A 10903-nucleotide genomic window follows, 5' to 3' on the forward strand; every position below is an offset into this window, starting at 1 on the left:
CGCCGTCCGGTCCCGAGGCCGAGGTCGTCGCGCTGACCAACGACCGGCGCGCCGACGCCGGGTGTGGCGCGGTGCGGATCGACCCCCGGATCACCGAGGCGGCCCGGCGCCACAGCGAGGACATGGCCGCGGCCGGCTACTTCGCCCACGACAGCCGCGACGGTCGCTCGTTCGCCGACCGGCTGTCCGCGGCCGGCTACCCGTCTCCCGGCGCGGAGAACATCGCCCAGGGCCAGCCCGACGCCGCGTCCGCGGTGGAGGCCTGGATGGACTCCCCCGGCCACCGCCGCAACATCGAGGACTGCTCGCTCACCACGATCGGCGTCGGCCTGGCCGGCGACGCCGACTACTGGACCCAGGACTTCGGCCGCTGACCCGCCGTCCGGCCGTCTCATGATCGGCGCAACCGGCAGGAAGACGACAGATCTGTCGCGTCCGTGCCGGTTGCGCTGATCATGCGGCCCGGGCGAGCGCATTCCGGACGCGGGCGACGGTGGCCACCGGATGGTTCATGACGTCGTCCCAGGTGAAGCGGAGCAGGCCCCATCCCGCGGCGAGCAGGTCGTTGCCCTTGCGACGGTCGGCGGCGAACCGCGCCCGGTCGGCGTGGAAGGCCCAGCCGTCGATCTCCACGGCGAGACGCGCGGCGGGGAAGGCCAGGTCGATCGCGCGGTCGCCGAACGGGTGGCCCACCACGAACCCGGTGATCCCCGCGGTCCGCAGCAGGCCGATCAGCCGCCGCTCGAGTGCGGAGTCCGCACGGTCGGCGGCCGCGACCAGCAGGATGCCCGCCTTCGCCATGCCCCGGGTCCCGACGGCCCGGCAGTAGGCCGCGTACAGGTCGTCGAAGTCCAGGTGGCGCTGCAGCGCGCGATCGAGGAACGCGGCGCCGTCGCGAACGACGGCGGCCGTCTCCAGCACGGTCAGTCCGAGGCCGGTGAGGGCGACCCCGCGGATCTCGGCCCGGTCGGCACAGTCGATCTCCCGCCGACGTGTCGCCACACCCGAGGGAGGTCGCCGCCGGCTCGACGGCGCGACCGCGACGTCGACCACCCGGCCCGGGTGGTCGAGCAACCGGTGCCAGAACGCCGCGGCCGGGCCGCTGATGAGCGACGTCGGCCCGGCCCAGAGCCACGCCGCCCGCACGCGCACCTCGTCGGTGAGCCGGTGGCCGCCGGTCAGGAACACCCCGGGTGCGACCTCGAGCCAGGCGCCGGAGGCCACCCGTCGCTGAACCGTCCGCAGCGACATCCCGAGCGCGGTCGCCTGGGCCCGGCTGATCACTCCGCCCTGACGGCGGAGGAGGTCGTCGATCTGCACCTCCGGAGCGTGACCGGCCGGACGCCGCGCCGACGCCGAACCGGGGAAACCGTTCGCGCCTGGGGTGATGATCGGCGCAACCGGCAGGAAGGCGACAGATCTGTCGCGTCCGTGCCGGTTGCGCCGATCATGCCTGGCGTGCGGCGGCCCCGGCTCAGCCGTCGAAGCGGTAGCCCATGCCGGCCTCGGTGATCAGGTACTTCGGCCTCGACGGGCAGGGTTCCAGCTTGCGGCGCAGCTGGGCCAGGTAGACGCGCAGGTAGTTGGTCTCCGACCCGTAGGCCGGGCCCCACACCTCGCGCAGGAGCTGTCGCTGCCCGACCAGCTTGCCGCGGTGGCGCACCAGCAGCTCGAGGATGCCCCACTCGGTCGGGGTCAGGTGCACCTCGGACCCGTCGGCGAGGGCGACCGTCTTGGCGGCCAGGTCGACGGTGAAGTCGGCGGTCGCGATCACAGCCTCACCGTCGACCGGCGACGCCGCGGCGCGGCGGACGGCGGCGCGCAGCCGGGCCAGCAGCTCGGCCATCCCGAACGGCTTGGTGACGTAGTCGTCGGCGCCGGCGTCGAGGGCGCGGACCTTGTCGCCGGAGTCGGCCCGGGCCGAGAGCACCAGGATCGGGACCGGGGTCCAGCCGCGCAGCCCGGAGATCACGTCGGTGCCGTCGAGGTCGGGCAGCCCGAGGTCCAGCACGACGACGTCCGGGTGCCCGTCGGCGGCCACCCGCAGCGCGGACCCGCCGTCCGCGGCGACCAGCACCGTGTAGCCGTGCGCGGTGAGGTTGATTCGCAGGGCGCGCAGGATCTGCGGGTCGTCGTCGACGACGAGCACCCGTGTCCCGGTCGCGGGCTCGCTCACCCGATCACCTCCGGCTCCGCGACCGCGCCGGCCGAGGGCATCGACACCACGACGGTCAGCCCGCCACCGGGGGTGTCCTCCGCCGAGAGCGTCCCGCCCATGACGGTCGTCAGGCCCCGGGCCACCGACAGCCCGAGCCCGACGCCGGGGGCCGCGTCCCGGTCACCGAGCCGCTGGAACGCCGCGAACAGGCCGTCGCGGGAGTGGCGCGGCACGCCCGGGCCGCCGTCGACCACCCGCAGCTCGACCCGGTCGGCGTGGGCGCTCGCGCGCAGCGCGACCGGGGCGCCCGCCCCGTGTCGCAGCGCGTTGTCCACGACGTTGGCCACCACCCGTTCCAGCAGACCGACGTCGGCGACGACGTCGGGGAGCGCCTCGTCGATCTCCACCCGGACCCGGGCGGCGTTCTCGACACCGTCCAGCGCGCGTACCGCGACCTCGCCGTAGCCGATCGGTGCGAGCAGCGGGTGCACGGCCCCGGCCGCGAGGCGCGACGAGTCGAGCAGGTTGTCCACCAGGCCGGTCAACCGGTCCGCGGACTCCTCCACGGTGGCCAGCAGCTCGGCCCGGTCGGTCCCGGACAGGCGCAGCAGCGGGTCGCGCAGGCTCCCCGCGGCGGCCTTGATCGAGGTCAGCGGGCTGCGCAGGTCGTGCCCGACGGCGGAGAGCAGCGCGCCGCGGGTCTCGTTCACCTCGGCGCGGTGCCGCGCGGACTCGGCCTCGGCGGCGGCGCGCTGGCTGCGCAGCGCGAGCAGCGCCTGCCCGCCGACGGTCTCCAGCAGCCGTCGATCGGCCGCGGGCAGCGACCGCCCGGTGCCGACCAGGTGCAGGCCCGGCTCCACCTCGACGTCGACGTCCGCCTCGTCCGGGCGCAGGCAGTCCGGCGGCCCGGACACGGCGACCAGGTGCCACCCGGCCCGGCCGGGGAGATCGGTGCGGTCGCCGGCCCGCTCGAGCAGCGCGGCGCACCGGAGCCCGAACGCCTCCCGCACCTTCTCCAGCAACCGGGGCAACGGGTCGGTGCGGGTGAGCACGGTCCGCGCGAAGGACGCCAGCAGCGCCGCCTCCGCCCGTGCCCGGGCGGCCTGTTCCGCGCGCCGCGCCGCGCGGTCCACCACGAGCGCGACCAGCACCGCGACCACCAGCATCGTCACCACGGTGATCAGGTTCCCGGTCTCGTTGATCGAGAGCGAGTACAGCGGCGGGGTCAGGAAGAAGTTCAGCCCGAACCCGCCGAGCAGCGCCGCGAGCAGCGCCGGGCCGAGCCCGCCGACGATCGCGACCACGACCGCGGCCAGGAAGAACAGCACCACGTCGGTGGACAGGCCGATCACGTCGCGCAGCAGCACCCCGGCCAGCGTGGCCACTGCGGGTCCCAGCACGGCCAGCACCCATCCGGCGCTCTGCCGGGAGGCGGGCAGGCCCCCGCGCAACACCGGCAGCCGCAGCGCCCGCCCGGCCGAGTCGTGGGTGACCATGTGCACGTCGATCGGGCCGGACTCCTGCACCACCCGCGCGCCGATGCCGGGGTCGAACAGCCGGGCCAGCCGCGAGCGCCGGGACGTGCCGAGCACCAGCTGGGTGGCGTTCACGCCGCGCGCGAAGTCCAGCAGCGCCGTGGTGACCGCGTCCGCGCCGCCGTCGCCGACCGCGGTGTGGAACGTGGCGCCGACGCCCTCGGCGAGGCGGCGCATCGCCATCGTGGCCCCGATCGGCGCCCCGACCAGCCCGTCGCCGCGCAGCACGTGCACGGCCAACAGGTCGGCCTGCCCGGCGCGCTTGGCGATCCGGGTGGCGCGGCGCAGCACCGTCTCCGACTCCGGACCGCCGGTCAGCGCGACGACGACGCGTTCCCGCGTCTCCCAGACGTCGGTGATCTTCTTGTCGGTGCGGTGGCGCCGCAGCGCGACGTCGACCTCGTCGGCCACCCACAGCAGTGCCAGCTCGCGCAGCGCGATCAGGTTCGGCACCTGGAAGTAGTTGGCCAGCGCCGCGTCCACCTTCTCCGCGGCGTAGACGTTGCCGTGCGCGAGCCGCCGGCGCAGCGCCTCCGGGGTGATGTCGACGAGCTCGAGCTGCTCGGCGCCGCGCACCACCTCGTCCGGAACCGTCTCCCGCTGGCGCGCTCCGGTGATCCGGTGGACGACGTCGCCGAGCGACTCCATGTGCTGCACGTTCACCGTGGAGATCACGTCGATGCCGGCGTCGAGCATCTCCTCGACGTCCTGCCAGCGCTTGGCGTTGCGCGACCCGGGCGCGTTGGTGTGCGCGAGCTCGTCGACCAGGACCACCTCGGCGTTGCGGGCGAGCACCGCGTCCAGGTCCATCTCCTCCAGCGCGCTCGCACCGTGCTCGACGCGGCGGCGCGGGATCACCTCGAGGCCCTCGAGCAGCGACGCCGTCCGCTCCCGCCCGTGCGTCTCCACGACTCCGACGACGACGTCGGTGCCGCGGTCCAGGCGCCGCCGCGCCTCGCCGAGCATCGCGAACGTCTTGCCCACGCCCGGGGCGGCTCCCAGGTGGATCCGCAGCTCACCGCGCTTGGTCACCACGCCATTGTCCGTTCCCGGCTCCGGTTGTCGACGGCGGCGCCCCGGAGCACGTCGAGCCGTTCACCGGGGTGGTCGGGAAGGTGTGGGCCGGCGCAGGACCGACCACCGGCGCCGGGCGAGCACTCCATCACCCGCGCGCGTCCCGCACGGCCAGGTTCAGCTCGGTGACGTTCACCGTCGGCTCGCCGAGGAAACCGAGCATCCGCCCGTCGGTGGCGTCCGCGACGAGTGCACGCACCCGGTCGACCGGCAGCCCGGTCACCCGCGCCACCCGCATCTCCTGCAGCGCGGCGTAGGCCGGGCTGATGTCCGGGTCCAGCCCGGACGCCGACGCGGTGACGGCGTCCACCGGCACCGCCGAGGGCGCCACGCCCTCGCGGCCGGCGATCAGCGCCTGCCGCTCCCGCACGTCCTGCAGCAGCTCGGCGTCGAAGCCGCCCTTGTTCGACCCGCCGGAGGTCGTGGTGTCGCCCGGGCCGAGCGCGCCCTGTGACGACGCCGAGGGACGGGTGTGGAAGTAGGGGTCGGCGGCCGGGTCCGCGGGGACCGGGTCCACCCCGATCAGCGACGACCCGGCGCCGCCGGCCACGATCGACCCCTCGGCCTGCCCGGACAGGCCCGGGATCCGGGACACCCCCCAGATCGCCAGCGGGTAGACGAGGCCGCAGAGCACCGTCATCACGAGCAGCAGGCGCAGCCCGGTCGCCGTCTGGCGGCGCAGCGTGGTCAGCATGTCTCCCATCTCCTCCGTCACAGTCCCGGAATCAGTCGGACGAGCAGGTCGATCAGGAAGATCCCGACGAACGGGGTCACCACACCGCCCAGCCCGTAGATCAGCAGGTTGCGGCGCAGCAGGTTCGCCGCGGACGAGGGCCGGTAGCGCACCCCGCGCAGGGCCAGCGGCACCAGTGCCACGATGATCAGCGCGTTGAAGACGACCGCGGACAGGATCGCCGACTGCGGGGTCGCCAGCCCCATCACGTTCAGCGCGCCCAGCGACGGGTAGAGCGCCAGGAACATCGCCGGCAGGATCGCGAAGTACTTGGCCAGGTCGTTGGCGACCGAGAACGTGGTCAGCGCCCCGCGGGTGATCAGCAGCTGCTTGCCGATCTCGACGATCTCGATCAGCTTCGTCGGGTCCGAGTCCAGGTCGACCATGTTGCCGGCCTCCTTGGCCGCGGCCGTCCCGGTGTTCATCGCGACCCCGACGTCGGCCTGGGCCAGCGCCGGCGCGTCGTTGGTGCCGTCGCCGGTCATCGCGACCAGGCGTCCGCCCTCCTGCTCCGTGCGGATCAACGCCATCTTGTCCTCGGGCGTGGCCTCGGCGAGGTGGTCGTCCACCCCGGCCTCGGCCGCGATCGCCCGGGCGGTGCGCGGGTTGTCGCCGGTGATCATGACGGTGCGGATGCCCATCGCGCGCAGCTCCGCGAAGCGCTCCCGCATGCCCGGCTTGACCACGTCGGAGAGCCGGATGACGCCGAGCACCCGGGCGCCGGCACCGTCGGCGGTGTCCGCGGCGGCGACGACCAGCGGCGTGCCGCCCTCGTCGGAGATCGTGTCCACCAGGCGGTCCACCTCCACCCGGTCCGTGGCGTGCGCCCACGCCAGCACCGAACCGGCGGCACCCTTGCGCACGACCCGGGCGGTGGCCCCGACGCCGGTGCCGCCCGGGATGTCCATGCCCGACATCCGGGTCTGCGCGGTGAACGGGACGAACCGCGCCACCGCCTCGGCCCGGTCGGCCTCCGGGGCCAGCCCGTACTCCGACGCGCAGAGCGCGACGAAGCTGCGTCCCTCCGGCGTCTGGTCGGCCAGGCTGGACAGCCGGGCCGCCTCGGCCAGCTGCTCGCGGGTGGTGGCCCCGACCGGGCGCAGCTCGGTCGCCTGCCGGTTGCCGAACGTGATGGTGCCGGTCTTGTCCAGCAGCAGCGTGTCGACGTCGCCGGCCGCCTCGACCGCACGGCCCGACGTCGCGAGCACGTTGCGCTGGACCAGCCGGTCCATCCCGGCGATGCCGATCGCCGAGAGCAGCGCGCCGATCGTGGTCGGGATCAGGCACACCAGCAGCGCGGTGAGCACGGTCAGCGACACCTGCGAGCCCGCGTAGGCGCTCATCGGCGAGATCGCCACGACCGCCAGCAGGAAGATGATCGTCAGCACCGACAGCAGCACCGTCAGCGCGATCTCGTTCGGCGTCTTCTGCCGGGCCGCGCCCTCGACCAGCGCGATCATCCGGTCGACGAAGGACTCACCGGGCTTCGTGGTGATCCGCACGACGATCCGGTCGGAGAGCACGGTGGTGCCACCGGTGACCGAGCTGCGGTCACCGCCGGCCTCCCGGATCACCGGCGCGGACTCGCCGGTGATCGCCGACTCGTCGACGGTCGCGATGCCCTCGACGACGTCGCCGTCGCCCGGGATCGCCTCGTTCGCCTCGACGACGACGACGAGGTCGCCGATCGTGAGTGCGGTGCCGGGGACCTGTACCTCGCTCCCGTCCGGGGTGAGCCGCCGCGCCGTCGTGTCCCGCTTCGTCGCGCGCAACGACTCCGCCTGTGCCTTGCCACGGCCCTCCGCGACGGCCTCGGCCAGGTTCGCGAAGATCACCGTGAGCCACAGCCAGACCGCGATCAGGATCGCGAACACGCTCGGGTCGATGACCGCGAGCACGGTGACCAGCGCCGAGCCGACCCAGACCACGAACATGACCGGGTTGGACAGCTGCACCCGCGGGTCGAGCTTGCGCAGCGCGTCCGGGAAGGAGGCGACGAGCCGGCCCCAGTTGAACGCCCCGGCCGCCACCGGGGCGGACGGTGCCTCGCTGCGCGGTTCTGTCCGTACCTCGGTGCTCACCACGTCGGTTCCCTTCTCGTTCCGCGTGGGGGCGTTCACGACAGCGCCTCCGCGATGGGTCCCAGCGCCATGGCCGGGAAGAACGTCAGTGCCGCGACCAGCAGCACGGTGCCCCCGACCAGCGCCCCGAACAGGACGCCGTCGGTCGGCAGCGTCCCCGCGCCCGGTTCGACATGTCGCTGGCGCGCCAGCGACCCGGCCAGCCCGAGCACCGCGAGGATCGGCACGAATCGGCCGAACAGCATCGCGACCGCGAGGCTGGTCTGGAAGAAGTCACTGGTCACGGTGATCCCGGCGAACGCGCTGCCGTTGTTGTTCGCCGCGGAGGCGTAGGCGTAGAGCACCTCGGAGAAGCCGTGCGCCCCCTCGTTGTTGAGCGCGTCCGCGGTACCGGGCAGCGCGATCGCCAGTCCGGAGCCGAGCAGCACCAGCGCCGGCATCGCCAGGATCGAGACGGCGGCGTAGGTGACCTGGACGCGTCCGAGCTTCTTGCCCAGGTACTCCGGGGTCCGCCCGACCATCAGCCCGGCCAGGAACACCGCGATGATCGCCAGCACCAGGATCCCGTAGAGCCCCGCCCCCGCACCTCCCGGCGCGACCTCGCCCAGGAGCATGTTCAGCAGCGTGATCCCGCCGCCGGCGCCGGAGAAGCTGTCGTGCAGCGAGTTCACCGCACCGGTCGACGTGCCGGTGGTCGACACCGCGAACAGTGCCGAGCCGGGGACACCGAACCGGAGCTCCTTGCCCTCCATCGCCCCGCCGGCGGCCAGAGCGGCCGGGCCGTTCGGGAACGTCTCGGCCAGCCAGGTCAGGCCCAGGAACACGGCCCAGATCCCGCCCATCACCGCGAGCAGCACGGTGCCCTGGCGCCTGTTGCCGACCATGATCCCGAACGTGCGTGTCAGCGCCACCGGGATGACGAGCAGCAGGAAGATCTCGAACAGGTTCGACAGCGCGTTCGGGTTCTCGAACGGGTGCGCGGAGTTCGCGTTGAAGATCCCGCCGCCGTTGGTGCCCAGCTCCTTGACCGCCTCCTGGGACGCGGCCGGGGCCAGCGGCAGCGTGCTCTGCGCGCCGTCCACGCCGGTCACGTCGACGCCGGAACGCAGCGACATCACGGTGCCCATGGCGACCAGCGCGATCGCCGCGACGACCGCGAGGGGCAGCAGGATCCGGGTGACGCCCCGGGTCAGGTCGACCCAGAAGTTCCCGATCCGGCCGATGCCGTCCCCCTCACGGCTGCCGCGGGTGGCGAACCCGCGCACCAGGGCGACCGCCACCGCCATCCCGACCGCGGCCGATACGACGTTCTGCACGGTCAGGCCGGCCATCTGCACGGTGTGCCCGAGCACGGCCTCCGGCACGTAGGACTGCCAGTTCGTGTTCGTCACGAACGACACGGCGGTGTTGAACGCCATCGCCGGCGCCACCGTCGTCGCGTCGTCGGTGCCGCGGCCGAAGGCCAGGGGCAGCAGCGGCTGCAGGCGCTGGAGCAGGTAGAGCAGCACGATCGAGGCGAACGAGAAGCCGAGCACGCCCGCGGCGTAGGTCGTCCAGCGCTGCTGGACCCCGGGGTCGACCCGCACGATCCGGTAGAGCAGGCGCTCGGCGCGCCAGTGCTTCTCATCGGAGTAGACCCGCGCCATCCAGCCGCCGAGCGGCTTGTAGGCCAGGGCCAGGAACAGCACGAGGACACCGGCCTGCAGGAGGCCGGCCACGGCAGGGCTCATCAGAACCGCTCCGGGCGCAGCAGCGCGATCACCAGATAGACGAGCAGGACGAGTGCGATCAGCCCGCCCACAATGTTGGTGATCACAGTTTGTCCAGACCGCGCAGCAGCAGTGCGAACACCGCGAAGCTCGCGATCAGCAGCAGGGCGAATGCCAGGTCGGCCACGGACCACTCCTCGAACCCTCCCGACCGGTACCTCCGGGGGAGCCGACGAAGCGTGCGCGCGACACCGGCCCGCCCCGCGCCCCGTTACGGCGGCTTGACGACCGTGACCGGCGTTCTTGACGTCTCCTTGACGCCCCGGTGAGGCCGGTCACCGCAGCACCGCGGCCACGTCCGGACAGCCCCGGCGCGCATCCGCGGCTACGCTGCCGTGCAGCCCGACACCGGCCCGCCGCGGACCGGTCACGGGCCGGGACCGCAGCGGAAGGGGCGCACGATGTCGGTGATCGACAACGCCGTCTACGTCGAGGGCCGCCGCACGGCCGACCCGTCGTCGTTGGACCAGGCACTGGACGCGCTGCGCGGCTGCCAGCACGACAGCGCGCACCGCGCCGACGACCGCTCGAAGAACGGCGAGGTCGCCGCCGACCAGTGCTTCTGCTGGATCGGCATGCTGCGCCCGAGCGAGGAGGAGCTCAACGACGTCGCCGCCGAGTTCGAGCTGCACGGGCTCGCCGTCGAGGACACCGTCAACGCCCACCAGCGCCCCAAGATGGAGCGCTACGGCGAGACCCAGTTCGTCGTGCTGCGCCCGGCCCGCTACGTGGACCCGGTGGAGGTGGTCGAGCTCGGTGAGGTGCACCTGTTCATCGGGCCGGACTTCGTGATCACCGTGCGGCACGCCGAGGAGCCGGACCTCAGCGAGGTCCGCCAACGCCTGGAGGACGACCCGGCCCTGCTCGCGCACGGCCCGTACGCGGTGCTCTACGCGGTGCTGGACAAGGTCGTCGACGACTACGGGCCGGTCCTCGACGGGCTGCAGGACGACATCGACGAGATCGAGGTCCAGGTCTTCGGTGGGGACCCGGGCGTGTCCCGGCGGATCTATCAGCTCACCCGCGAGGTGATCGCGTTCCAGCGGGCGGTGGAACCGTTGCAGGAGATGTTCGGCGAGCTGCGCGGCCGGTTCGCCAAGAGCGGCGACGCGACCGACCTCGAGCTGCGCAGGCTGATGCGCGACGTGATCGACCACGCGACCCGGGTGATGGAGCGCACCGAGGGCTTCCGGCAGCTGCTGACCAACATCCTGACCGTCAACTCCACGCTGGTCGCGCAACGGCAGAACGACGAGATGACGCGGCTGACCGAGGCCGGCTTCCAGCAGAACGAGCAGATGAAGAAGGTGTCGTCGTGGGCCGCGATCCTGTTCGCGCCCAGCCTGATCGCCGGCATCTACGGCATGAACTTCGACGTCATGCCCGAGCTGCACTGGACGTTCGGCTACCCGTTCGCGTTCGCGCTGATGGTGCTGCTGGCCGTGGGACTGTTCCTCGGCTTCAAACGGCAGGGGTGGCTGTAGCCCGTCACGGGCCCGACCCTGGCCGCCGGCTCGGCCAGGCCCACCCCACCCGGTGAGCGAAAGCTGCTC

Annotated in this window: 9 protein-coding genes; 2 read left to right on the forward strand and 7 right to left on the reverse strand. The window is 73.2% G+C overall.

The window, feature by feature from the left end; translation table 11 throughout:
- The coding region (locus I4I78_RS23975; RefSeq protein ID WP_218613738.1) for a CAP domain-containing protein at positions 1-374 on the forward strand (374 nt) is incomplete at its 5' end.
- 79 nt (positions 375-453) lie between these two features.
- Here I4I78_RS23975 and I4I78_RS23980 read toward each other — a convergent pair.
- The 7 genes from I4I78_RS23980 to kdpF all read right to left on the reverse strand — a co-directional run bounded on the left by I4I78_RS23980 (position 454) and on the right by kdpF (position 9484).
- Entirely contained in the window at positions 454-1320 is an 867-nt protein-coding gene (locus tag I4I78_RS23980) for a type IV toxin-antitoxin system AbiEi family antitoxin domain-containing protein (RefSeq protein WP_218613739.1), read from the reverse strand.
- A 154-nt stretch (positions 1321-1474) separates the two neighbouring features.
- Positions 1475-2176, reverse strand: coding sequence for a response regulator (locus I4I78_RS23985; protein ID WP_218613740.1), 702 nt, complete (start codon positions 2174-2176; stop codon positions 1475-1477).
- Positions 2173-4728 carry a DUF4118 domain-containing protein gene (locus I4I78_RS23990; RefSeq protein WP_374225908.1) on the reverse strand — a complete coding sequence of 852 codons (2556 nt, stop codon included), beginning with the start codon at positions 4726-4728 and terminating at the stop codon, positions 2173-2175. The genes I4I78_RS23985 and I4I78_RS23990 overlap by 4 nt, the downstream gene beginning before the upstream one ends.
- 127 nt (positions 4729-4855) lie before the next feature.
- On the reverse strand, positions 4856-5461 hold the full coding sequence (locus I4I78_RS23995) for a potassium-transporting ATPase subunit C (RefSeq protein ID WP_218613741.1): 606 nt from the start codon (positions 5459-5461) through the stop codon (positions 4856-4858).
- Between the two features lie 17 nt (positions 5462-5478).
- On the reverse strand, positions 5479-7584 hold the full coding sequence (gene kdpB, locus I4I78_RS24000; protein WP_218613744.1) for a potassium-transporting ATPase subunit KdpB: 2106 nt from the start codon (positions 7582-7584) through the stop codon (positions 5479-5481).
- A 32-nt stretch (positions 7585-7616) separates the two neighbouring features.
- Entirely contained in the window at positions 7617-9311 is a 1695-nt protein-coding gene (gene kdpA / locus I4I78_RS24005; RefSeq protein WP_218613742.1) for a potassium-transporting ATPase subunit KdpA, read from the reverse strand.
- On the reverse strand, positions 9311-9484 hold the full coding sequence (gene kdpF, locus I4I78_RS34290) for a K(+)-transporting ATPase subunit F (protein ID WP_374225909.1): 174 nt from the start codon (positions 9482-9484) through the stop codon (positions 9311-9313). The genes kdpA and kdpF overlap by 1 nt, the downstream gene beginning before the upstream one ends.
- Positions 9485-9751: 267 nt before the next feature.
- On the opposite strand from kdpF, the gene I4I78_RS24015 reads away from it, so the two are divergent.
- The gene (locus tag I4I78_RS24015) at positions 9752-10834 is read left to right on the forward strand and encodes a magnesium and cobalt transport protein CorA (RefSeq protein ID WP_218613743.1); all 1083 of its coding nucleotides are present in this window, start codon (positions 9752-9754) and stop codon (positions 10832-10834) included.
- The last annotated feature ends 69 nt before the right edge of the window (positions 10835-10903 follow it).

This window comes from Pseudonocardia sp. KRD291, from assembly GCF_019263595.1.
GTDB lineage: Bacteria > Actinomycetota > Actinomycetes > Mycobacteriales > Pseudonocardiaceae > Pseudonocardia.

Coding starts and splice junctions, on each gene's coding strand:
- I4I78_RS23995 (WP_218613741.1), bottom strand. CDS start 5,461: ATGCTGACCACGCTGCGCCGCCAGACGGCGACCGGGCTGCGCCTGCTG.
- kdpA (WP_218613742.1), bottom strand. CDS start 9,311: ATGAGCCCTGCCGTGGCCGGCCTCCTGCAGGCCGGTGTCCTCGTGCTG.
- I4I78_RS24015 (WP_218613743.1), top strand. CDS start 9,752: ATGTCGGTGATCGACAACGCCGTCTACGTCGAGGGCCGCCGCACGGCC.